Here is a 23,109-nt window from a genome sequence, read left to right as displayed (position 1 = left end):
GGGTCGGCTCATGGACTTCGCACCGTCGCCCCGGGCCACCGACCTCGCGCAACGGGTGCGGACGTTCGTCGACACGCAGGTCGCGCCGGTCGAGGCCGAGCTGGTGCGGGACGTCGCCGCCCGCCGGGCCCGCGGCGAGGACCCCTGGCCGCCCACCGCCGCCGTCGAGGACCTCAAGGCCAAGGCGCGCGAGCAGGGCCTGTGGAACCTCTTCCTCCCCGCCGGGCACGGCGACGAGTGGGCCCGACGCTTCGGCACCGACGGCGGCGCCGGCCTGACCAACACCGACTACGCCGCCGTCGCCGAGCAGACCGGCCGATCGACCCTGGCCCCCCTCGTCCTCAACTGCAACGCCCCCGACACCGGCAACATGGAGGTGCTGCTCACCTACGGCACCCCCGAACAGCAGGACCAGTGGCTCGTCCCGCTCCTCGAGGGCCGGCTGCGCAGCGCCTTCCTCATGACCGAGCCCGGTGTCGCGAGCAGCGACGCCACCAACATGCAGGCCACGGCCACCCTCGACGGCGACGACGTCGTCCTCGACGGCCGCAAGTGGTGGTCCACCGGCGCCGGGCACCCCGACTGCCGCCTCGGCATCTTCATGGGCCTCACCGACCCCGACGCCCCCCGCCACCGCCGCCACTCCATGGTCCTCGTCCCGCTCGACGCCCCCGGCGTGACGGTCGAGCGGATGCTCAGCGCGCTGGGCCACCACGACGAGCCCCTGGGCCACGGCGAGGTCACCCTCGATGACGTCCGCCTGCCGCAGTCGTCGATCCTCGTCGGTCCCGGGCGCGCGTCCGAGATCGCGCAGGGTCGCCTCGGCCCCGGGCGCGTCCACCACTGCATGCGCCTCGTCGGTCTCGCCGAGAAGGCCCTCGAGCTGGCCTGCGAGCGCTCCACCTCCCGCGTGGCGTTCGGCAAGCCCATCGCCGACCTCGGCGGGAACCGCGAACGCCTGGCCCGCGCCCGCATCGCCATCAACCAGGCCCGGCTCCTCGTCCTCCACGCCGCGTGGAAGCTCGACACGGTCGGCATCAGCGGGGCGCTGTCGGAGGTCTCCGAGATCAAGGCCGTGGTGCCGCAGATGGCGTGCGACGTCATCGACCTCGCCATCCAGCTGCACGGCGGTGGCGGGATGAGCGAGGACTTCCCGCTCGCGGCCGCGTACGCCGGGGCGCGCAGCCTCCGGCTCGCCGACGGGCCCGACGAGGTGCACCTGGGCGTCGTCGCCCGGCACCTGCTGAAGCCGTACACCGGAGCAGCGCAGGCCGGTTCGACCACCCAGGAGGTGGCCCGATGAGCCGCCGCGTCCTCCTCACCGGCGGGGCCTCGGGTCTCGGCCTGGCCCTCGTGCGGCTGATGGCCGACCGGGGCGACCGGGTCCTCGCCGTCGACCTGGCCGACGAGCGCCCGGACACCATCCCGGCCGGGGTCGGGTACCGCCGGCTCGACGTCCGCTCGCAGCACGACTGGGACGCCGCGCTCGCCTGGGTGCGCGAGGAGTGGGGCGGCCTCGACCTCCTCGTCAACAACGCCGGTGTCGCCACCGGTGGGCGGATCGACGTCGAGGCGATCTCCGACTGGGAGCGCGTCGTCGACATCAACCTGCTCGGCGTCGCCCGCGGCTGCCACACGTTCACCCCGCTCCTCAAGGAGCAGCGCAGCGGCCACATCGTCAACGTCGCCTCGCTCGCCGGGCTGGTCCACGGCCCGGGCATGGCGAGCTACAACGCGACCAAGGCGGGGGTCGTCGCCATCAGCGAGACCCTCTCGTTCGAGCTGTCCCCGTGGGGGATCGACGTGTCGGTGGTGTGCCCGGCGTTCTTCCGCACCAACCTGCACGAGTCGTTCGCCGGCAAGGACGCGGCGATGCAGGAGGCCGGGATCCGGCTCATCACGCAGGCGAAGTCGGATGCCGCGGCGATCGCGCGGATCGTGCTCGCGGGCATCGACCGGCGCAAGAAGGTCATCCTCACCGAGCAGCTCGGGCGCCAGGCGTGGCTCACCAAGCGCTTCGCCCGGCCCCTCTACGAGCGGGCGATGCTCGCCCAGGCCAAGCGGCTCGCCCGCAAGGGCGGCCAGGACCCCGAGGAGTTCCTCCCGTGACCGAGGCACCGGTCGCCGGGGCCGCCGCGGTCCGCGACGAGGACGCCTTCGACGTCGAGGCGGCGGCAGGCTGGCTGCGCGAGAACGCCACGGACACCGCCGGTCTCGACTCGACCCCCGACGTGCGGCAGTTCGTCGGCGGGGCGTCCAACCTCACCTACCTGCTGCGCTACGGCGGCGGACCCGACGAGGGTGGTCGAGACCTCGTCCTCCGGCGCCCGCCCTCGGGCACCAAGGCCAGGGGCGCCCACGACATGCGCCGCGAGCACGACCTCCAGGCCGCCCTCGCCCCCAGCTTCCCGCTCGTCCCGACGATGGTCGGCTACTGCGGTGACGAGGCCGTCCTCGGCTCCGAGTTCTACGTGATGGAGCGGGTCGTCGGCACGATCCTGCGGCGCGACGTCCCGGGCGACCTCGGCCTCGACGCCGCCGGCGTGAACACCTTGTGCCGCACCGCGGTCGACACCCTCGTCGCCCTCCACGACGTCGACCTCGAGGCCGCCGGACTCGCCTCCCTCGACCGCGGCGACGGCTACGTGCGACGCCAGGTCGAGGGCTGGACCACCCGCTACCGGCGGGCCCGCACCGACGACGTCGGCGACCTCGAGGCGACGATGGCGTGGCTGGCCGAGCACCAGCCCGAGGACCTCCCTCACGTCCTCGTGCACAACGACTTCCGCTTCGACAACCTCGTGCTCGCCCCCGACGACCCCACCCGCGTCGTCGGCGTCCTCGACTGGGAGCTCGCCACCGTCGGCGACCCGCTGATGGACCTCGGCTCGGCCCTGGCGTACTGGGTGCAGGCCGACGACGACCCGGCCTTCCTCGCGATCCGGCTCCAGCCCACGCACACCCCGGGCATGCTCACCCGCGCCGAGGTCGTCGAGCGCTACCTCGCGGCCCGCGGCCTCGACACCACCCCCGAGCGCTGGCGCTTCTACGAGGTGTTCGGCGCCTTCCGGCTGGCCGGCATCGCCCAGCAGATCTACTACCGCTTCCACGCGGGCCAGACCACCAACCCCACGTACGGCGGCTTCCGCGAGGTGGTCCGCTTCCTCGACCGCCGCTGCGCCGAGCTCATCGCCGCCGCCTGACCACCTCGACGACAAGGACCGCCATGCCCACCACGCTCATCACCGGTGCCAGCTCGGGCCTGGGTGCCGAGATGGCCCGCCAGCTCGCCGCCCGCGGCAACGACCTCGCCCTGTGCGCCCGCCGCACCGAGCGCCTCGAGGGCCTGCGCGAGGAGATCCTCGCGGCGAACCCCGGCCGCCGGGTCGAGCTGCGTGCCCTCGACGTCCTCGACGACGCCGCGGTCTTCGAGGTCTTCCACGCCTTCCGCGAGGACTTCGGCACCATCGACCGCGTCATCATCAACGCCGGGCTCGGCAAGGGTGCCCCGCTCGGGACCGGCCGGTACGACGCCAACCGCCAGACGGCCATGACGAACTTCGTTGCGGCACTGGCGCAGACGGAGGCCGCGATGGAGGTCTTCCGCGCCCAGAAGCGGGGCCACCTCGTGATGATCTCGTCGGTCACCGCCATGCGGGGCATGCGCAAGACGATCACCACGTACGCCGCCACCAAGGCCGGGGTCGCGTCCCTGGCCGAGGGCGTCCGCCACGAGATGCTCGGCGAGCCCGACCTCGACATCCGCGTCAGCACGATCTACCCCGGGTACATCCGCTCGGAGATGAACGAGCGCGTCAAGCACACCCCGTTCATGGTCGACACCGAGGTCGGCGTGAAGGCGATGGTCGACGCCATCGAGAAGGAGCGGGCCAACGCCCTCGTCCCGGCGTGGCCGTGGGTGCCGCTGGGCCGGGCGATCCGCCACCTGCCCCTCTCGGTCGTGCGGAAGCTGATCTGAGGATGGGGCGCGTCCTCCTCACGGCGCGGGTCCCGGGTGGCGCCGCGGCCCGCCTCGGCGGGGCCCACGACCTCACCGTCCGCGACGAGGACTCGCCGATGCCGCGCGCCGACCTGCTCGAGGCGGTGGCAGGGGTGGACGGCCTGATGGCGATGCTCGTCGACCGGGTCGACGACGAGCTCCTCGACGCCGCCGGGCCGTCGCTGCGCGTGGTCGCCAACGTCGCCGTGGGGTACGACAACGTCGACGTCGCGGCCTGCCACGCCCGCGGGGTGGTCGTGACCAACACCCCCGGTGTCCTCACCGACGCCACCGCCGACCTCGCCATCGCCCTCACCCTGATGACGACGCGCGCCCTCGGGGCGGCGGAGCGCCGCGTCCGCACCGGTGAGCCGTGGCGCTGGAGCATGACCGGCAACCTGGGGACCGGGCTGCGCGGCAAGGTGTTCGGGGTGGTCGGCCCGGGGGCGATCGGGCTGGCCGCGGCCCAGCGCGCCCGCGCCTTCGGGATGGACGTGGTCCTCGCCGGGCGCTCGACCCCCGACCCCGGCGCCGTCGACGCCCTCGGTGCCCGGGTCGTCGACCTCGACGAGCTGCTCGCCACGGCCGACGTCGTCTCGCTGCACTGCCCCCTCACGCCGGCGACCCACCACCTCATCGGCGCCGCGCAGCTGCGCGCGATGAAGCCGACCGCGCACCTGGTCAACACCGCGCGAGGTGCGGTGGTCGACGAGCCGGCGCTCGTGGCGGCACTGGAGGCGGGGGAGATCGCCGGCGCGGGCCTCGACGTCTTCGAGGACGAGCCGCGCGTTCACCCCGGGCTGCTCGGGCGTGAGGACGTCGTCCTCCTGCCGCACGTCGGGTCCGCCACGGTCGAGACGCGAGCGGCCATGGCCGACCTCGCCGCCGACAACGTCCTCGCGGTCCTCGCGGGTGGGGAGCCGGTCACCCCGGTCAGGGGCTGAGCCACCGCCGGGCGAGGTCGCGGCCCACCCGGCGGAGCAGGTCGGCCGCCGCGGCGATCGAGCGGGCCTCGTCGGGCTCGAGGTCGGCCAGGGCGTACGCGTGACCGACGCCGAGGGTGGCGAGGTCGTCAGGAGTCAGCGCGCAGCGGCCGCAGACGGCGACGACCGGGACTCCTGCGCCCGCGGCCCGGCGTGCGACCCCTGCCACGGCCTTCCCGGCCAAGGTCTGGGCGTCGAGGGAGCCCTCGCCGGTGACGACGAGGTCGGCCCCGGCGAGCCGGTCGTCGAGTCCGACGAGGTCGAGAACGGTGTCGGAGCCCGAGCGCCGCTCCGCCCCGAGCACGGCCAGCAGCGCGAACCCCACCCCGCCCGCCGCCCCGGCCCCGGGCAGGGCGGCCGCGTCGGGACCCACGAGGTCGGCCCAGTGGGTGAGGGCGGACTCGAGGGTGGTGACGTCGTCGGGGGTGGCGCCCTTCTGCGGGCCGAAGACGGTTGCGGCCCCGGTCGGCCCGAGCAACGGGCTGTCGACGTCGGCGGCGAGGACGATCGGCGTCGTCGCGACCCGCGGGTCGAGGCCGCTGAGGTCGAGGGTCGCCACGGCGGTCAGCGCCGCCCCTCCGTCGGCCACCTCGACCCCGGCCGCATCGAGGACGCGCGCGCCCAGCGCCGCCAGCATCCCGGCGCCGCCGTCCGTGCTCGCCGACCCGCCCACGCCGACGACGAGCAGCGACGGGCCGAGGTCGAGGGCGGCGCGGATGGCCTCCCCGAGGCCGCGGCTCGAGGCCGTCAGGGGGGCGGGGACCCCGCCCGGCAGCCGCCCCAGCCCACAGGCGTCGGCCAGCTCGACGAGGACGACCGGCCCGCCGCCGCCCGCGGTCTCGTCGGCCGCCTCGCGCACCGCCGGGGTCGCCGTGACCCGCTCGCCGGTCGGCCCGTGGACCGGCACCGCCACGGCCCGCCAGCCCACCGACAGCGCCGCCGCCACCGTTCCCTCCCCGCCGTCGGCCACCCCGACCACCTCGACCACGGCGTCCGGCGCGACGTCGAGCACCCCCAGGCGCACGGCCTCACCCACCGCGAGCGACCCGAGCGAGCCCTTGAACGCGTCGCTCGCGACGAGCACGCGAGGCCGCCCCAGGCTCGACGTCACAGGTACCGGTGCATGACGTGCAGGCCCACCCGACCGTGCGCCGCCGACTCGAAGGCCTCCGGAACCGTCCCGATGACGGTGAACCCCAGCTCGCGCCAGAGGGCCACCGCCGCCGTGTTCGTCTCCACCACGGCGTTGAACTGCATTGCGGCATAGCCCTGCTCGCGTGCCCAGTCGAGCACCCACTCACCCAGCAGCCGCCCGACCCCGCGACCTCGCGCGGCCGACGACACCATGAACGACGCCGTCGCCACGTGCGCCCCGCGGCCGGGCCGGTTGGGGCCGGTCTTGGCCGAGCCGAGCACCGTCCCGGAGCCGTCGACGGCCACGACGGTCAGCCCCGGTGGGGCCTCGACCCACAGCGACCGGGCCTCCTCCGAGCCCAGGTCGGCCGGGTAGGCGTACGACTCCCCGGACGCCACGACCTCGCGGAACACCGGGAGGAACGAGGGCCAGTCCGCGTCCTCGATCGGACGGACCAGGACCTCGTCAGCGCTCACACCGGGGGATTCTGCCGCAGGTGCAGCCACGGCCGGTGCAGCACGAACCTGCGGCCGCTCAGCTCGTCGACCTCGATCGCGACGACGGTCGAGCGCACCCCGTCGACCCACGGCCGCAGCGGCAGCTGGTCCACGGCATCGGCCTCGGCACCGTGCAGCTCGTGGGCCCGACCCCGGATGACGACGCTGCGAGCGACGTCGTCGGTGACCTCGTCGACCTCGAAGGCGACGTCGGCGTCCATCGTCAGGCCGAGGAGCGTGCTGCCCTCGGCCGTGCGGAGGACGAGGCGCCGGTCGTGGTCGACCGCGTAGTTGACCGGGACGAGGTGGACCTCGTCGGCGAGGTGGAACGCGAGGCGGCCGAGCTCCTGCTCGTGGAGCAGCTCCCAGCAGGCCTCGGTGGTGAGCTCGGTGACGGGCGTGTGGTCGGTCATGGCGTCCTCCGTTCCGGCGGTCCCCGGTCTACGACACAGCGTAGTGGAAAGGTGGTGTCCCGGCTCCGCGGGGAGACCCGGCTCACGCCCCGTCGCGGTAGCGTGCCCGCGTGAGCCACGTCGATGTCGTCGTCATCGGAGCCGGCCCCGGGGGGCTGGCCGTCGCCGCGTCGCTGCGCGCGGCCGGGGTGCGGGCCGTGGTGGTCGACCGTGCGGAGGCGGTCGGCTCGTCGTGGCGTCGGCACTACGACCGCCTCCACCTGCACACCCCGCGGCGCTGGTCGGCGCTGCCGGGCCTGGACATCCCGCGGCGCTTCGGCCGCTGGGTGGCCCGCGACGACGTCGTCGCCTACCTCGAGCAGTACGCCGCCCACCACGAGCTCGACGTGCGGCTCGGCAGCGCCGTCTCCCGGATCGACCGCGCCGACGCCACGGGGCCGGACGCCGAGGGTGCGCGCTGGGTCGTCCACCTCGCCGACGGCTCCGACCTCACCGCCCGTGACGTCGTCGTCGCCACCGGCTACAACCACACACCGGTCACCCCGGACTGGCCCGGCGTCGAGGGCTTCACCGGCGAGGTCGTCCTCGCCCGCGACTACCGCAACGGCCGCCCGTGGGCGGGGCGCGACGTCCTCGTCGTCGGCACCGGGAACACCGGCATGGAGATCGCCACCGACCTCGCCGAGCACGGCGCCACGCGGGTCCACCTCGCCGTCCGCACGCCGCCGCACATCGTCCCGCGGTCGCGGCTCGGCTGGCCGGCCCAGGGCACCGGCATCCTCGTGCGCCGCCTCCCGCCCCGCCTCGTCGACCGCGTCGCCGCCATGCTCGCCGTGGCCCAGGAGCCGGACCTCACCGCCCACGGGATGCCCAAGCCCGAGGCCGACCTCTACTCACGGCTGCTCGCCGGGCGGGTTCCCGTGCAGGACGTCGGGATCGTCGACGCCATCCGTTCCGGGCGGGTGGAGCCGGTGGCGTCGGTGGAGCGCGTCGAGGGAGCGGAGGTCGTGCTCACCGACGGCACCCGGTTGCGACCGGCCGCGATCGTCGCGGCGATGGGCTACCGGTCGGGGCTCGGGCCCCTCGTCGGGCACCTCGGCGTCCTCAGCCCGCGCTCGCTGCCCGTCGTCCACGGCGCCCACGAGCCGCCCGGCGCCGACGGCCTCTGGTTCACCGGCTTCACCAACCCGATCTCGGGGATGCTGCGCGAGCTGCGCATCGACGCCGAGCGCATCGCGGCGCGCATCGCTGCCTCGAGGTCGACCTCCGCTGTGGCGCAGCGGGCGTCGTGATGGCGACCGCCCCCGACCGCGCCCCGGAGACGGTGACGCTCGACGACCTCCATCGCGACGCGGCGGCCCTGGCCACCGGGGAGCGCCGGGTCGTCCTCGGGATCGTCGGGGCACCGGCGTCGGGCAAGTCCACCGTCGCGGAGGCGCTCGTCGAGCGGCTTGGTGAGGGGGCCGTGCTGGTGCCGATGGACGGCTACCACCTGGCCCACTCCGAGCTCGAGCGGATCGGCCGGGTCGAGCGCAAGGGCGCCCCCGACACGTTCGACGCCGACGGGTTCGTCTCCCTCGTGCGGCGGATCCGGGCCGACGACGGCACCACGGTCTACGCGCCGCAGTTCCGCCGGGAGATCGAGGACGCCATCGCCGGCGCCGTGCCCGTGGGGCCCGAGGCCCGCTTCGTCGTCGTCGAGGGCAACTACCTGCTCCACGACGACGGCGCCTGGGCCGACGTCCTCGGCCTGCTCGACGCCTGCTGGTTCATCGACGTCGACGACGACCTGCGCATCGCGCGGCTCGTCGACCGGCACGTCCGCTACGGGCGGTCCCCTGACGAGGCGCGCGAACGGGCCCTGGGCAGCGACCAGCGCAACGCCGAGCTCATCGCCGGCACCGCCGCCCGCGCGACGCGTGTCCTCCGCCTCACCGACGCCTGAACGCCGGGTCTTCGCCGGCGTGGTTCGAGGTACTCGGCCGGCATCCCCCGCGGGCGGAATACCTCGAACCCGACGCGGCGGGTCAGGCGTCGATGCGCTCGACGTCGAGCCGGAAGCCGTGGGCGCGCAGCCGGTCGGCGAGTGGCGTTCCGATGGCCGTGGCGGGGGTGAGGACGCCCGCGGCCTCGGGGAGTCGGTCACCGTCCTCGCACAGCGCGAGCGCGGCCTCGCCGAACATCACCGCGGTGCCGCTGTAGCCGGGGTCGTACGGCGCGAAGACCGTGGAGCGGTAGCGGGCGCCGTTGGTGGCCTCGGCGGTGACCTCCATGCGGAAGCGGCCGGCCGTCATCGTCTCGGCGCTGGGGCCCTCGCCGGGCTTGGGGAGCAGCCGGTCGACGACCGGGCGCAGGGGAGGGAAGGACAACCCGCCGAGGACGCCGAGCAGCGCGGCGGACGTGACACCTGCGGTGACCGCGCCCTTGGCGCCGGGGCCGAAGTCGGAGTACTCGCGGTAGCGGAAGCCCTCGCCGTAGCCGAGCAGCGACGCCGACCGGGCCACGATGCGGGTGTTGAACGCCGCCATGACGAACGGCCCGGTGAAGTGGTCGGACCCCTCCTCGCGCCGTACCGGCGAGGCCTTCTCGACCTTCGCGACGACCCCGGCCAGGGGGCCGGGCAGCTTCGCCGCCAGCCCGGTGGGTGTCGTCGGCGTGCGGGGGCCCGCCGGCCGTGGCGGCCGGCCGCCCTCGGCCAGGGCCCACGGGTCGTCGACGACCTTGCGCGCGGCCGGGTCGCCGCGGAGGGCGTCGACCTGGGTGCGGGCGCTGTCGACGGTCCCGCCGCTGAAGCCGCCCTTCATGCTGCGCACGGCGAGCGAGGTGCGGGCGAGGTCGGCGCCGTCGGCCCGCGCGGCCTCGGCGCAGAGCAGGACCCCCAGGTCGCTCGGCACCGAGTCGAACCCGCAGGCGTGGACGATGCGGGCACCGGTGCCCTTCGCGACCTCGTGGTTCTCTGCGATGCTGCGGTGCACGAACAGCACCTCACCGGTGAGGTCGGCGTAGTGCGTGCCAGCGGCGGCGCACGCCGCGGCGAGCGGCCCGCCGAGCCGGAGGTACGGCCCCACGGTGGTGGCGACGACCCGCGTCCGGGCCGCGAGCTCGGCACAGGCGGCCGGCTCGGTGGTGTCGACCTGGACCAGCGGCCAGTCGCGCGCCGCACCGTCGAGCTCGCGGGACAGCCGCTGCAGCCGGGTCAGCGACCTCCCGGCCAGCGCGATGCGCAGGCCCGCCGGCGCGTGCTGCGCGAGGTGCTGGGCGGTGAGGCGTCCGACGAAGCCGGTGGCGCCGACGAGGACGAGGTCGAGCTCGCGGGGTTCGCTCATCGGCCCACCCTAGGCTCCGTGGCCGCGACCACGACCGGCCGCGGGCGCCATCAGCGGGCCGACGGGTGGGTCGCCGACACGAGCGCCGCGTAGCGCTCGCGCACCTCGGTACCGCGGGCGGTGTCCCCGGGCTCGACCGTGACGTCGACGTCGACGTCCCACACCGGCGCCTCGGCCGCTCCGGACAGGGCCCACGCCGCCTGGCGCGCGGCCCCGGCGGCCACGTACTCGCCCGGTGCGGGCACCGCGACCGGCACCCCGAACAGGTCGGGGGCGATCTCCTGCACCGCCTGGGAGGCCGAGGCCCCGCCGACGAGGAGGACGCGGTCGAGCCGGCAGCCGGCCTCCCTCACCCGCTCGACGGCATCGGCGAGCCCGAGCAGCATCCCCTCGACCACCGCCCGGGCGAGGTTCTCGGGCGTCGCGTTGCCGCGGGTGAGGCCGTGCAGCGACCCGGTGGCGGTGGGGAGGTTGGGCGTGCGTTCGCCGTCGAGGTAGGGGAGCAGGGTGAGGCCCCCGGCGCCGGGCTCGGCCGCCAGGGCCAGCCGGTCGAGGCCGGCGAGGTCGGTGCCGAGCATCGCCGCCCCGGCCGTGAGGACGCGGGCCGCGTTGAGCGTGCAGACCAGGGGGAGGAAGCCGCCCTCGGCGTCGGCGAACGACTGGACCGCGCCGGAGGGGTCGGCGCTGGCCCGGTCGTGGCGCGCGAAGGCCGTCCCACTCGTCCCGAGCGACACGACGACGTCACCGAGCGAGAGCCCGAGGCCCATCGCGGCGCCCATGTTGTCGCCGGTACCCGCCGCCACGGCCATCCCCGTGGTCGTCCGGCCGACCACCTCGGCGGGCGCGGCGACGCGTGGTACGTCGAGGTGGGCGCCCACCGAGCCGACGGCCAGGTGGAGGAGGTCCTCGCGGTAGGAGCGGCTCCCGGCCGACCAGTACCCGGTGCCCGAGGCGTCGCCGCCGTCGGTGGTCCAGCCGGAGCGCTCGCTGCCGAGGAGGGAGCCGGTCAGCCAGTCGTGGGGGAGGACGCAGCGGATGGCGCGCGCCAGGCTCTCGGGCTCGTTCGTGGCCACCCAGCGCAGCTTGCTGACCGTCGTGGCGGCGACCGGGACCACGCCGGTGGCGTCGGCCCAGCCCTGGGCGCCGAGCTCGTCGACGAGGTCGGTGGCGGCCTGAGCCGAGCGGGTGTCGTTCCAGAGCAGGGCCGGGCGGACCACCTCGTCGTGCTCGTCGAGCAGGACCATGCCGTGCTGCTGGCCGCCGACCGACACCGCGGCCACGCCGTCGAGCAGCCCGCCGGACGTCGCCTCCACCCACGCCGACCACCAGTGGCGGGGGTCGACCTCGGTGCCGTCGGGGTGCGAGGCGCGACCGCTGCGGACGACCTCGCCGGTCTCCGCGTCGCGGACGACGACCTTGCACGACTGGGTCGAGGTGTCGACCCCGGCGACGAGCACTCGGTCGGACATGCGGCCTCCTCGGCGTGCGGCCTCGTGCCCCGGTGCGACGACGGCCCGGCCCGATCCTCTCAGGACCGGGTCCGGGCCGTCGTGGTCGGACCGCGGGGCGGACTCAGGGCCGGTGCGCCCTCCGACATCATCGGCGGGCGAGGAACTCCCTCGCCTGGGCGGCGGCGTACCGGCGGTCGGCGGCGTCGATGCTCGCCCGGCTCGACAGGTCGACCCCGGCCCGTGCCGCCGCGGCCTTCGCCTCGGGCGTCGTGAGGTCGGGGGCGACGAACACCTCCGGCCGGATGGATCGGTCGACGGGTGCGTAGGCACGCTGCTGGTCGGCGAGGCGGGCGGAGGAGCCGGCGGCCTTCGTCATCAGGGCCGGGCTGGCGGTGACGGTGGCGCCGGTGACGAGCGGGCTGACCACGGGGGTGTAGCCGCTGGAGTGGCCGAGCTTGTTGGGGTGGAAGGACTCGACGATCGGGTTCGACAGGCCGTTGAGGTACTCGGGGTTGTCGCACACCGCGTGCCCGACGAAGCGCGAGGTCGGGTTGGCGAACGAGAACCCGGCGGCCGAGGCGCGCCCGCTGGTCACCGAGTTGATGAGGTCGGCGGTCGCGTTGAGCCGCGACATCTCGCTCCCGGAGAACCAGGTGAGCAGATTGCAGTCGGTGCCGTTGAAGATGCGCGGGTAGCCGACCACGGTGACCTTGGCCTGCGGGGAGCGCGCCCTGATCTGGGCGTACAGGGCGCTCAGCGTGCCGGGCAGGGTGGTGCGGATGTAGCTCTCGGCCTTGTCGATGGCGCCGTTGCAGTTGCTCAGCCACGAGGGCTGCGCGCAGGTGGTGAGGACGTCGACGAAGCCGGCGTCGTTGCCGCCGATGGAGATGGTCACGTAGTTCGTCGACGCCGTGAGGGCCGAGAGCTGGGTGTTCGTGACGTCGGGGACCTTCGCGCCCGAGCAGGCCCGGAAGTTCAGGGCGTAGCCACGGGCCGACGCGATGAGCGAGGGGAACGCGTACACCGAGCGCAGGCACGTCGAGCCGTCGACGATGTAGCTGCGGGTGCCGACCCCGGAGGAGTAGCTGTCGCCCAGGGCGACGTACGTGGGGGCCGCGGCCTGGGCCGGGACGGCGGAGACGACGAGGGCGGTCACCGCGGCGAGCGCGGCAGCGGCGAGGGCACGACGGTGGGCCATCGGTTCTCCTTCACGACGGTGTGTGGATGGCCCGACGCTAGCGCCGGGGTGGCGATCCTGCCCGTCGAGCGCCGGCGTGGCCGCCGTGGGGCGGGCCCGGGGGTGCGGACCTCCGGGCGGTGGCGGGGCCCGGCTCGCATAGAGTCTCGGCGTGGCCCTGACCGATCTCTCGCGCTGCTCCGCCGCGTCCCGGCACCGTGCCGACCCGCAGGCGGGATCCGCGCCGGTCGCGTCGCGCTGGCTGCTCATCGAGCACCAGGGCCCCTGGTCGAAGAAGCCGCTGCAGACCCCGCCGCTGGCCGGTCCGGTCGGCGTCGAGATCGAGGAGACCGCGGCCTCGTTCGGCGCCAAGGTCCTGCTCATGCGCCGACCGGGCAGGCGCGACTCCGATGACGACGTGCGCAGCTGGTACGCCGTCGACACCGTCCGCCGCACCGGGCTCCGGGGCATCTGGCGCACGTCCGACGACCTCGTGGCGGCCGCCCACGCCCTCGGCCCCCAGCTGAGCGCGAGCGACGAGGACGCCGAGCCGATGGTCCTCGTGTGCACCCACGCGATGCGTGACGCCTGCTGCGCCGTGCGCGGCCGCCCCATCGTGGCGACCCTGGCCAAGGCGCGGCCGGACGAGGTCTGGGAGTGCACGCACCTCGGCGGGCATCGCTTCGCCGGGACCCTGCTCTCGCTGCCCGACGGCGCCTGCCTCGGGCGGCTCGACCCCGACACGGCCGTCGCCGCCGTGGCGGCTCTGCGCGAGGACGTCGTCGACACCCAGTACCTGCGCGGCGTCACCCGCTGGGTCGAGCCGGTACAGGCCGCGCTCATCGCGGTGCTCGGCGCCCACGGTCCCGGGTCGCTCGACGACCTCACCCCCGGGCTCGTCGACGCCTCCGACGACGGGTCGCACACCACGGTCGAGGTGCTCGGCCGCCGGTCGATGCCGGCGCGCACCGTGGTCGAGGTCGTCGCCGAGGCCCTGCCCGACGCGCCCCTGTCGTGCGGCGACAAGCCGAAGGCACACACCGCCTACCGCACCGAGCTCCGCCCCGCCTGACGCTCAGCCCCCGTCGCGGACCTTTCGCCAGCCGCCGGCTCGGTTGTTGGCGATGACGGCACGGAAGAGGTCGCGCAGGGCGTCCTCGTCGAGGACCCCGCCCTCGCGCACCTGGATGCCGCGGGCCGTGGCGTTGCCCTGCCCCTGGTTGACCAGGCCGTGCGGGTCGGGAGCGATCGGGTCGTAGACGAACACGTTGAGGTGCTGCTTGGCGCCGAGCAGGGCGCAGATGTTGCCCTCGAGCACGAAGTACGGCTGCACCCGGCGCTTGATGACCTCCTCGACCTCCGGGTCGGCCTCGTGGACGACCCTGCGCACGGTCTCGGCCACCTGCTGCTGCCACGGAGGAAGCGTGGCGATGTAGGCGTCCACCTGCGGGTTCCGCTCGTCCCCGGTCATGGTCCGAGGCTAGCCCCGGCCCGAGAACGCCCGACTCATTGCGCTGGGTGAACGCGGGGGAGGCCCTTTCGCGTTCACCCGGCGCAACCAGTGCGAGTGTCAGACGGTCCAGGTGGAGGCGCCGTAGCTCCACGTGTACCAGAAGCCCGAGTGCGTCGAGTCCGGGTAGTGCCAGCCGTAGTAGGGCCATGTGTACCTGCCGGAGTAGGTCGGCACCGCCCCCTGGGCCACCTTCTGGCTGAAGGTCGCGGTCCACTGCTTGACCTTGCCGGTGTCGGTCACGGTCCACGCGCCACTCGTCGAGGTGTACGACGTCCGGTCGACCAGGGTGGTCGAACCGCAGATCTTGAAGGGCGCGCTGATGCCGACGTACCAGCTGACGGAGACGTCGACCGTCTTGCACGAGGTCGTCGTCTTGTCGCCGGTGACGTAGTAGTACGAGCTGAGCGTCGACTTGTTGGACGCGACCGTCAGGGTCGACGGGCCTCCGGAGTACAGGTCCGACCCCTTCTGCGTGGACGTGATGGCGATCTGGACCGCCCAGTAGTCGGCAGTGGAGTCGATGTCGTTCACCTTGTACTTCGTCGCGCAGAACCTCGTCGTGCCGTAGGAGGCGTACCCGAGGAACGGGTTGTCGATCGAGGTGCCCTTGCCCTTCCAGTTCAACCACGACGGGTTGTCCCAGCACCACGCCGCCTTGATGGACGAGTTGTTGACGGTCGCGGACGCCTGGGCGGGCAGCATGGCGGCGAGCAGCAGGGCGCTGGCCACGGCGGCGACTCGAGTGAAGGCCTTCATTGGTGCTCCCCTTCCGTGGCGCCCCGTGGCACCGTTCGCACGCTAGGGCTGCCGTGGGAAGGGCGACAAGATCGATTGCGAGGACTCGCAGTGCCAGAGTGGGAGGCATGAGCGCGACGGAGCGGTACCGGGAGGCACGGGACCTGATGGTGGCCCTGCGGGGGGACCACGAGGCGGCGGTCGAGCAGTTCGCCTGGCCCGACGTCGGGGAGACCTTCAACTGGGGCGTCGACTGGTTCGACGCCATCGCCCGCGACAACGAAGCCCTGGCCCTGGTGGTGATGGAGGAGGACGGTTCGAGCTGCGAGATCAGCTTCGACGCGATGGCCGCGCGCTCGGACAGGGTCGCCGCCTGGATGGCGAACGAGGGTGTGCGCAAGGGCGATCCGGTGATGCTGATGCTCGGCAACCAGCTCGAGCTGTGGGACTGCATGCTCGCGGTCATCAAGCTCGGGGCCGTCATCATGCCGACGACGACCGCCGCGGGGGCCGCCGACCTCACCGACCGGGTCGAGCGCGGCGGGGCCCGCTTCGTCGTCACCACCCCCGACCAGGCGAGCAAGTTCGAGGACGTGCCCGGCGACTACGGCCGGTTCAGCACCGCGGCCGCCGAGGGGTGGCGCGACCTGCGTGAGGCCTACCAGGTCGACGTGCCGCCGACGGCCCACCCGGGCACCGCCCCTGACGACCCGCTGCTCCTGTACTTCACCTCCGGCACGACCTCGAAGCCCAAGCTCGTCGAGCACACCCAGGTCTCCTACCCGGTCGGCCACCTCACCACGGCGTACTGGCTCGGCCTGCGACCCGGCGACGTGCACCTCAACATCTCCAGCCCCGGCTGGGCCAAGCACGCGTGGTCGTGCTTCTTCGCGCCGTGGATCGCGGAGGCGACGATCTTCGTGCTGTCGTACGCCAAGTTCGACGCCGAGAAGCTGCTGGAGACGTTGCGGGAGAACGAGGTCACGAGCTTCTGCGCGCCGCCGACCGTGTGGCGGATGCTCATCAACGCCGACCTGTCCGGTGGCCCGGGGAGCCTGCGCGAGGTCGTCGGCGCCGGTGAGCCGCTCAACCCCGAGGTCATCGAGCAGGTCCGCCGCGCGTGGGACCTCGAGCTGCGCGACGGTTACGGCCAGACCGAGATGACGCTCGCCGTCGGCAACACCCCCGGCTCGCCCGTCAAGCCCGGCTCGATGGGCCGCCCCCTGCCGGGTGTGCCCGTCGCCCTCGTCGACCCGCTGAGCAACGAGCGCGTCGACGGCGTGGGGGAGGGCGAGATCTGCCTCGACCTCTCCGAGCACCCGCTGCCCCTGATGACCGGCTACCAGGGCGACCCCGAGCGCAACGACGAGGCGATGGCCGGCGGGTGGTACCACACCGGCGACGTCGCCAGCCGCGACGCCGACGGCTGGATCACCTACATCGGGCGCACCGACGACGTGTTCAAGGCCAGCGACTACAAGATCAGCCCGTTCGAGGTCGAGTCCGTCCTCATCGAGCACCCGGCCGTCGCCGAGGCCGCCGTCGTCCCGGCCCCTGACCCGGTGCGGCTCGCGGTCCCGAAGGCCTACGTCGTCCTCGCCCCCGGCCACGAGCCGACGCAGGACACGGCGCGCGACATCCTCAGGCACGCCCGCGAGCACCTGCAGCCGTGGCAGCGCGTGCGCCGGCTCGAGTTCGCCGACCTGCCCAAGACCATCTCGGGCAAGATCCGCCGCGTCGAGCTGCGCCACCGCGAGGAGGAGCTCGCCGCCGGAGACGGCGCCCCCGAGGGCACCGAGTGGCGCGACGACATGTTCCCCGACCTCAAGGGCTGACGGCGGGCGTCGGCAGGGTCGCCACGACCGACGGGGTGCCGGACGACGTGGGGGTCGGCGCCGGCGTCGAACCGGCGGCGACGGCCGGCACCCTCTCGGTGGTCACCTCGCCGTCGGTGGTGCAGGTGCGCGCGGGGTCGGTCTCACGGCCGTCGACCCGCCGCCCGTTGACGAGCGAGACGTCGTCGTAGGCCGGCCGCCCCTCGATCACGTCGCGGAACCGGTAGCGCGTCAGGGTCGCGAGCCGGCAGTCGGTGCCGAACGTGAGGACGTCGAACGCCGACGGCTGACCCACCAGCTCCTCCCCGCCCTCGTCGGCGAGGAAGTGGGTGAACGGCCCACCGCCGGAGAAGGTCCCGGCCTGGACGCGGTTGCCCTCGAGGTCGACCGAGTGCATGTGCCCGTTCGCCAGCACACCCGCCTCCACGCCCTGCACCGCCCACGGCTCGTGGCTGACGACGAGGTCGGCGACCGGTCGCCCGGTGAACGCCCGCAGGTAGGCCTCGCGCGCCGGGGCCTGCTTGGCCGGTGATCCGGTCCCGCTGTCGCCGAACCACCGCGGGTCGTTGAAGCCGGAGATCCGCACCCCACCGGCGACGACCTCCGTGTAGTCGCCGGCGCCGTCCTCGAGGAGCACGACGTTGGGGATGCGCGACATCCGGTCGAGGACGGCGGTGTCGGTGGTGCTCGTCGCGTCGTGGTTGCCGCGGGCGAACAGGTAGGGGATGCCCACCGACTCGATGCCGGAGAAGATGCCGGCCGCCTCGCCCTCCTGGACGGTGCCGAAGTTGACGAGGTCGCCGGTGTCGATGACGAGGTCGATCGACTCCTCCTCGATGATGGTGCGCATCAGGGCGTACTGGTTGCCCCCGTGGATGTCGCTGACGAGCAGCACGCGCAGCGAGGTGTCGGACTCCAGCGGCGCGGCAGAGTACTTCTGCTGCAACGCGGTCGAGAGCGCGATGAGGTTGCGCAGGTAGGGCGCGACCTGGGTGGCGCGGGTCTCGACGTCGGACAGGATGCCTTGGTTGCGCTGCAGCGTGCCGAGCACGCCGGTCGAGGTGAAGGTCTCCTGCCGGTCGGGCTGGTACGTGGCCGCCAGCGACCCGCCGACCGCGCTGGTCGAGACCACCCAGCCGACGACGCCGGCCACGACGAGGGCCCGCGGCGGGCGGCGGCGGGTGGCCAGCGCCCATCCGCCGATGACGAGGACGACGACCCCCAGCGCGCCGGCGGTGAACCGCACGACGACGGCCGTCGCCGCCTCGCGGATCGCCTGGCTCAGCTCCTCGGGCCCGGGCCGCAGGGTCGAGAGCGACACCCCCGGCCGGGAGAGGACGTCGGTGATGCTGGCCTTGACCTGCGGCACCGCGTGGATGCCCGGCGCCGGACCGGAGAAGCCGACGACGATGTCGCCGAACGCGGTGGTGGCGACGAGCTTTCCGCTGCGCCCCGGGTTGGGGTCGAGGGAGACGCTCGCCTGGTAGTTGCGGGTCTCGGCGGTGACCGGGGCGACGGCCGTGGCGGAGACGCCGGCGAAGGCGCACGCGGCGGTGAGCCCGACCGCGGCGAGGGCGTGGCGCAGCCGCCGCGACCCGATGCGGTGCCCGGCCCACCACCACAGGCCGAGCGCCGTGACCAGCGGCCACAGCACCGTCAGGAACGCGACCACCCGCTCGTGGAGCCCGAACGACGAACCGTCGAGCCCCAGCCCGAGCGAGGCCACCGCCAGGGTGAGGACGACCGCCGCCGGCCGTGCGACCCGACGCGACAGCACGGCCGCGCCGCCGTCCCGCGCCGCGAACCACGGCCAGAGGCCCAGCAGCACGAAGGACACCGTGGCGACGAGGGTGTGCATCCCCGAGGAGCCGGTCCGCGACGGGAGCGGGAACGCGGCGACGGCGAGCGTCATCACCCCGCCGGCCGCGAGCAGGGCCCGACCCGGGGTACGGGCGCGTCCGAGGCTCCATGCGGTGACGAGGTGGGCGAGGCCGGTGAGGACCAGCCCGGTCGTCATGATCCAGCGGTGCGGCGTGCCGGAGGCGGCCAGGGCGCTGATCGACTCGTGCACCGGGTCGAAACCGCCGGGCTGCGTCGCCGCCGCCCAGGTCCAGCCGCCGACGAGGGCCACGAGGGCGCTCGTCGCGCTGAGGACCGCGGTGCGCGGGTGTCCCCACGTGGCTCGCGGCGTCTGACCGGACATGCGCTCCACCCTAGGTCGGCGACCCGGGCGCCGTCCGGCGGTCCCCCGCGAGCACCCTCCGCGACCCCGGAGGTGCCTGCACGAGTAAGACGTTCGACCCCTTCCGCCCCGCCCGCCCGCAGCCCTACGCTGTGCAGCAGCGTCGCCGATGCCACGCGCTGGTCGAGCATCCGGGAGTGGGGCTCCATGAGCAAGCCGTCGTTGACCGATCGCGTCCTCGTCCGCGGCTTTGCGCGGGTCAACGGGCGCAGGTCGTGGGACAAGCTGCCCTGGCTCGCGGGCATGTTCAACCTCATGGCGCTGCGGATCGAGCTGCGCGAGCACAACCTCACCGACACGCGCACCCCCGACCCCGCCACCCGGCGGACCGCGGTCACGGCCGACCAGTGCCCGCACCTCGCGGCCCGGTTCCGCACCCCCGACGGCTCCTACAACGACCTCTCCGACCCCGACATGGGGATGGCGGGAACCCGGTTCGGGCGCAACGTCGCCCTCGACAAGGCGTTCCCCGAGGCGATGCCCGGCCTGATGGAGCCCAACCCGCACACCATCAGCCGGACCCTGATGCGCCGCAAGGAGTTCGTCCCCGCGACGACCCTCAACCTGCTGGCCGCGGCCTGGATCCAGTTCCAGACGCACGACTGGTTCGCCCACGGTCGCGAGCCGGACGACCTCATCGAGGTCGACCTCCCGGACGGCCACGAGTGGCACGAGTCGCCGATGCGCGTGCCCCGCACCCGCCAGGACCCCACGCGCACCGACGCCGACGCCCACCTGCCGCCCACGTACGTCAACAGCGAGTCGCACTGGTGGGACTCCTCGGGCATCTACGGCAGCTCGCCGGAGAAGCAGCAGCGCGTGCGGACCTTCGTCGACGGCAAGCTCGTCGTGGAGAACGGCCGCCTCCCGGTCGACGTCGCCACGGGCACCGCCGTCACCGGGTTCAGCGAGAACTGGTGGGTGGGTCTCGGGCTGCTGCACACGCTGTTCACGTTGGAGCACAACGCGATCTGTGACGCGCTGAAGAAGGCGCACCCGCAGATGAGCGACGACGAGCTGTTCGGCACGGCCCAGCTCGTCAACTCCGCGATCATCGCCAAGATCCACACGGTGGAGTGGACGCCGGCGATCATCGGCCACCCCGCGCTGACCGTGGGCATGCGCGTCAACTGGTGGGGGCTCACCGGCGAGAAGCTGCACCGGATGTTCGGCCGGCTCGGCAGCAGCGAGGAGATCAGCGGCATCCCGGGGTCGCCCACCGACCACCACGGGGCGCCGTACCAGCTGACCGAGGAGTTCGTGTCGGTGTACCGGCTGCACCCGCTGCTCCCGGACGAGCTGGAGATCCGCTCCGTCGAGGCCGACGAGGTGCTCGACACCGCCGCGTTCGAGGAGATCATCCTCAAGAACGCCGAGAAGGTCGTGGCCGGCGAGATCCAGCCGTCCGACCTGCTCTACTCCTTCGGCACCCAGCACCCCGGCGCGGTCGTCCTGCACAACTTCCCCCGCTGGCTGCAGGACCTCACCCTCCCCGACGGCGTCCGCCTCGACCTCGGTGCGGTCGACATCATCCGCGACCGCGAGCGGGGGGTGCCGCGCTACAACGAGTTCCGCCGCCAGCTGCACCTCAAGCCGGCCGCCACCTTCGCCGAGCTCACCGACAACCCGGTCTGGGCGCGCGAGCTCGAGGAGATGTACGGCGACGTCGAGCGCGTCGACCTCCAGATCGGCATGCACGCCGAGACGCCACCCAAGGGATTCGGGTTCAGCGACACCGCTTTTCGCGTCTTCATCCTGATGGCGTCGCGACGGCTCAAGAGCGACCGCTTCCTCACCAACTGCTACACCGCGGAGTACTACACGCAGACGGGGCTCGACTGGGTCTCGGACGCCTCCATGGGGTCGGTCCTCCTGCGGCACTACCCCGAGCTCGCCCCGGCCCTGCGGGGTGTGCAGAACGCCTTCGCCCCGTGGAAGCGCACGGGGCGCCGGGAGGAGCAGCGATGACCGAACCGACCACCGACGTCGAGCGGGACCGCCAGGCGCGGATCCAGCTGATCAAGACCTACTGGGACGCGCTGATGTCGGCCGACATGGTGACCTTCCGCGGGCTGCTCGCCCCGGACGCCGTCATCCACTACCCCGGCCAGAACCAGATGTCCGGCGACTACCGCACCACCGACGACATCGTCGGGCTCTACACGCAGCTGGCGCAGTTCGTGCAGGACGGCGTCTTCGAGGGCGAGGTCCTCGACATCCTGTGCGGCGAGGTCTACACCTCGGTCGTCATCAGGTACACGATCAAGACCCCGTTCAAGAAGCTCCCGGGGCGGGCCGTCGGGCTGTTCATCCTCGACGAGAACCACCTGATCAAGGAGTACTGGCTCCACGAGTGGAACCAGATGATGATCAACTGGGTCTTCCGCGGCTCGTGGGTCAGCTCGCCGGTGACGTCCTTCCTCAAGAAGCGGAAGACCGCGTGACCAAGGCGCCCCTCCCGCCCGGGCGGCTCGGGCTCCCGTGGCTCGGCGAGACCGCGAGCATCGCCGCGAACAACCACGGCTTCTACACCGAGCGCTTCGAGAAGTACGGCCCGATCTTCAAGACCCGGCTCTTCGGCATCAACTTCGTCGTGCTGTCGGGGGCGGAGGCGTTCCACCGCTTCGCGACCGACCCCGCCATCGAGCGGGGGAGCAGCGACCCCATCTCCGTCGAGCAGATCTTCCTGCGTTCCCTGGCGCTGGAGGACGGGCCCGAGCACCGCAGCCGCAAGGACGTCATGCTGCACGGGGTCCGCACCCGGGAGGCCATCTCGGCCTACGTCCCGCGGATGCAGGCGGTGATGGAGCGCACCATCGACGGGTGGGCGGACGCGGGATGGGCGCACGTGCGCCCCGACCTCGAGCGGATGAGCGCGCGGCTCACCGGGTTCATGTACCTCGGCGACGAGAGCGACGCCGCGGCCGACGAGATCCGCGAGGTCGGGTCGGCGATGCGGGCGGCGTTCCAGACCATCCCGGTGCCCGTGCCGGGGATGCCGTACGGCAAGGCGGTCAAGGCGCGCGACCGGCTCTTCGCGATCATCGACGCGTCGATCGCGCGGCACGAGGCGGCCCGGCCGGGAGAGTACGACGACGTCGTCTCCCGGATGATCGCGGCCGCCGACGAGCACGGTGTGCCGCGGGCCAAGCTGCGCGGCGACGTCCTCCACCTCATCTTCGCCAGCCAGGGCGGCTACTTCGTGCCCCTGACCCTGGCGACGATGGCCCTGGGTCAGGACGCCGGAATCATGGAGCGCGCCCGGCGTGAGGTCCTCGAGGTCGCCCCGGACGGCCCCCTGACGATGGACGACCTCGACCGGCTCGTCTACCTGCGCCAGATCTCCAAGGAGGTGCGCCGCTACTTCGCGATGAACTCGGCGAACTTCTTCGGCAAGGCGACCCGCGAGATGGAGATCGACGGGTACCGGGTGCCCGCCGGGTGGGGCGCGATCGCCGCCATCCACATCACGATGCGCAGCGACGACGTGCACGAGGACGCCGACCTCTTCGAGCCCGACCGCTTCCTCCCGGAGGCCGAGGCCGCCCTGGCGCCGGGCAGCTACGTCCCCCACGGCGACGGGGAGCGGGGCGGGCACCGGTGTCCCGGTGAGGACATCGTCACCGTGGCCGTCACGATGTACCTCGCCCTGATGCTGCGGCGCGGCACGTGGGACCTGCCCGACCAGGACCTCACGCTGAGCAACGAGCTGTTCCCGCTGCCCGAGTCGGGGTTGCGGGTGACGATGCTGCCGGCCACCGCACGCGCAGGCGCGTCCGGGCCGGTCGACGCGGGCTGACGC

General features: G+C 73.5%; 21 protein-coding genes. 12 read left to right on the top strand and 9 right to left on the bottom strand.

Annotation, left to right across the window (positions count from 1 at the left end; all coding sequences use genetic code 11):
* Window positions 1–10 precede the first annotated feature (10 nt).
* Genes ACFLFB_RS17995 through ACFLFB_RS17975 form a run of 5 tightly spaced genes read left to right on the top strand, consistent with a single transcriptional unit; the run spans window position 11 to window position 4,944 of the window.
* On the top strand, window positions 11–1,303 hold the full coding sequence (locus tag ACFLFB_RS17995) for an acyl-CoA dehydrogenase family protein (protein ID WP_392543540.1): 1,293 nt from the start codon (window positions 11–13) through the stop codon (window positions 1,301–1,303).
* Window positions 1,300–2,109 carry an SDR family NAD(P)-dependent oxidoreductase gene (locus ACFLFB_RS17990; protein WP_392543539.1) on the top strand — a complete coding sequence of 270 codons (810 nt, stop codon included), beginning with the start codon at window positions 1,300–1,302 and terminating at the stop codon, window positions 2,107–2,109. Before ACFLFB_RS17995 ends, ACFLFB_RS17990 begins: the two co-directional genes overlap by 4 nt.
* The gene (locus ACFLFB_RS17985) at window positions 2,106–3,203 is read left to right on the top strand and encodes a phosphotransferase family protein (protein ID WP_392543538.1); all 1,098 of its coding nucleotides are present in this window, start codon (window positions 2,106–2,108) and stop codon (window positions 3,201–3,203) included. The genes ACFLFB_RS17990 and ACFLFB_RS17985 overlap by 4 nt, the downstream gene beginning before the upstream one ends.
* 23 nt (window positions 3,204–3,226) lie before the next feature.
* A complete protein-coding gene (locus ACFLFB_RS17980; protein WP_392543537.1) occupies window positions 3,227–3,979 on the top strand; it encodes an SDR family oxidoreductase in 753 nt (250 codons plus the stop codon).
* Window positions 3,980–3,981: 2 nt separating this feature from the next.
* Entirely contained in the window at window positions 3,982–4,944 is a 963-nt protein-coding gene (locus ACFLFB_RS17975; protein ID WP_392543536.1) for a 2-hydroxyacid dehydrogenase, read from the top strand.
* Here the strand turns inward: ACFLFB_RS17975 and ACFLFB_RS17970 are convergent.
* From ACFLFB_RS17970 to ACFLFB_RS17960, 3 genes are read right to left on the bottom strand one after another with little or no spacing between them, the layout of a single operon-like run.
* Entirely contained in the window at window positions 4,934–6,067 is a 1,134-nt protein-coding gene (locus tag ACFLFB_RS17970; RefSeq protein ID WP_392543535.1) for a glycerate kinase, read from the bottom strand. The two genes, ACFLFB_RS17975 and ACFLFB_RS17970, sit on opposite strands and share 11 nt — an antisense overlap.
* Window positions 6,068–6,090: 23 nt before the next feature.
* On the bottom strand, window positions 6,091–6,594 hold the full coding sequence (locus tag ACFLFB_RS17965) for a GNAT family N-acetyltransferase (protein WP_392543534.1): 504 nt from the start codon (window positions 6,592–6,594) through the stop codon (window positions 6,091–6,093).
* On the bottom strand, window positions 6,591–7,028 hold the full coding sequence (locus ACFLFB_RS17960) for a pyridoxamine 5'-phosphate oxidase family protein (protein WP_392543533.1): 438 nt from the start codon (window positions 7,026–7,028) through the stop codon (window positions 6,591–6,593). The genes ACFLFB_RS17965 and ACFLFB_RS17960 overlap by 4 nt, the downstream gene beginning before the upstream one ends.
* 110 nt (window positions 7,029–7,138) lie before the next feature.
* On the opposite strand from ACFLFB_RS17960, the gene ACFLFB_RS17955 reads away from it, so the two are divergent.
* Both ACFLFB_RS17955 and ACFLFB_RS17950 read left to right on the top strand, forming a co-directional pair.
* Window positions 7,139–8,320, top strand: coding sequence for a flavin-containing monooxygenase (locus ACFLFB_RS17955; protein WP_392543532.1), 1,182 nt, complete (start codon window positions 7,139–7,141; stop codon window positions 8,318–8,320).
* On the top strand, window positions 8,320–8,973 hold the full coding sequence (locus ACFLFB_RS17950) for a nucleoside/nucleotide kinase family protein (RefSeq protein WP_392543531.1): 654 nt from the start codon (window positions 8,320–8,322) through the stop codon (window positions 8,971–8,973). Before ACFLFB_RS17955 ends, ACFLFB_RS17950 begins: the two co-directional genes overlap by 1 nt.
* Before the next feature lie 82 nt (window positions 8,974–9,055).
* Here ACFLFB_RS17950 and ACFLFB_RS17945 read toward each other — a convergent pair whose 3' ends face one another.
* From ACFLFB_RS17945 to ACFLFB_RS17935, 3 genes are all read right to left on the bottom strand, one after another.
* On the bottom strand, window positions 9,056–10,354 hold the full coding sequence (locus ACFLFB_RS17945; RefSeq protein ID WP_392543530.1) for a saccharopine dehydrogenase family protein: 1,299 nt from the start codon (window positions 10,352–10,354) through the stop codon (window positions 9,056–9,058).
* 50 nt (window positions 10,355–10,404) lie between these two features.
* Window positions 10,405–11,823 (bottom strand): xylulokinase, encoded by a 1,419-nt coding sequence (gene xylB, locus ACFLFB_RS17940; protein ID WP_392543529.1) that lies wholly within the window; start codon window positions 11,821–11,823, stop codon window positions 10,405–10,407.
* Window positions 11,824–11,950: 127 nt separating this feature from the next.
* Complete coding sequence (locus ACFLFB_RS17935; protein WP_392543528.1) at window positions 11,951–13,003, bottom strand: SGNH/GDSL hydrolase family protein; 1,053 nt, start codon at window positions 13,001–13,003, stop codon at window positions 11,951–11,953.
* A 151-nt stretch (window positions 13,004–13,154) separates the two neighbouring features.
* Here ACFLFB_RS17935 and ACFLFB_RS17930 point away from each other — a divergent pair, with 151 nt between their 5' ends.
* Complete coding sequence (locus ACFLFB_RS17930) at window positions 13,155–14,054, top strand: sucrase ferredoxin (RefSeq protein ID WP_392543527.1); 900 nt, start codon at window positions 13,155–13,157, stop codon at window positions 14,052–14,054.
* Window positions 14,055–14,057: 3 nt separating this feature from the next.
* On the opposite strand, the gene ACFLFB_RS17925 is transcribed toward ACFLFB_RS17930, so the two are convergent.
* Together ACFLFB_RS17925 and ACFLFB_RS17920 are read right to left on the bottom strand one after the other, a co-directional pair.
* Complete coding sequence (locus tag ACFLFB_RS17925) at window positions 14,058–14,453, bottom strand: DUF1801 domain-containing protein (protein WP_392543526.1); 396 nt, start codon at window positions 14,451–14,453, stop codon at window positions 14,058–14,060.
* Window positions 14,454–14,552: 99 nt separating this feature from the next.
* Window positions 14,553–15,251, bottom strand: coding sequence for a hypothetical protein (locus tag ACFLFB_RS17920; RefSeq protein WP_392543525.1), 699 nt, complete (start codon window positions 15,249–15,251; stop codon window positions 14,553–14,555).
* A gap of 107 nt (window positions 15,252–15,358) precedes the next feature.
* Here ACFLFB_RS17920 and ACFLFB_RS17915 point away from each other — a divergent pair, with 107 nt between their 5' ends.
* Window positions 15,359–17,065, top strand: coding sequence for an AMP-binding protein (locus ACFLFB_RS17915; RefSeq protein WP_392543524.1), 1,707 nt, complete (start codon window positions 15,359–15,361; stop codon window positions 17,063–17,065).
* Here the strand turns inward: ACFLFB_RS17915 and ACFLFB_RS17910 are convergent.
* Window positions 17,055–19,268 (bottom strand): DUF998 domain-containing protein, encoded by a 2,214-nt coding sequence (locus ACFLFB_RS17910; protein ID WP_392543523.1) that lies wholly within the window; start codon window positions 19,266–19,268, stop codon window positions 17,055–17,057. The genes ACFLFB_RS17915 and ACFLFB_RS17910 overlap by 11 nt on opposite strands.
* A 186-nt stretch (window positions 19,269–19,454) precedes the next feature.
* On the opposite strand from ACFLFB_RS17910, the gene ACFLFB_RS17905 reads away from it, so the two are divergent.
* From ACFLFB_RS17905 to ACFLFB_RS17895, 3 genes are read left to right on the top strand one after another with little or no spacing between them, the layout of a single operon-like run.
* Window positions 19,455–21,275 carry a peroxidase family protein gene (locus tag ACFLFB_RS17905; protein ID WP_392543522.1) on the top strand — a complete coding sequence of 607 codons (1,821 nt, stop codon included), beginning with the start codon at window positions 19,455–19,457 and terminating at the stop codon, window positions 21,273–21,275.
* Entirely contained in the window at window positions 21,272–21,751 is a 480-nt protein-coding gene (locus ACFLFB_RS17900; protein WP_392543521.1) for a nuclear transport factor 2 family protein, read from the top strand. Before ACFLFB_RS17905 ends, ACFLFB_RS17900 begins: the two co-directional genes overlap by 4 nt.
* Window positions 21,748–23,106, top strand: coding sequence for a cytochrome P450 (locus ACFLFB_RS17895; protein WP_392543520.1), 1,359 nt, complete (start codon window positions 21,748–21,750; stop codon window positions 23,104–23,106). The genes ACFLFB_RS17900 and ACFLFB_RS17895 overlap by 4 nt, the downstream gene beginning before the upstream one ends.
* The last annotated feature ends 3 nt before the right edge of the window (window positions 23,107–23,109 follow it).

Origin of the sequence: Oryzobacter telluris (assembly GCF_043099285.1) — a bacterium.
GTDB lineage: Bacteria > Actinomycetota > Actinomycetes > Actinomycetales > Dermatophilaceae > Oryzobacter > Oryzobacter telluris.
The sequence above is the reverse complement of the archived record's forward strand: the minus strand, read 5'-3'. Positions and strand labels throughout refer to the sequence as shown.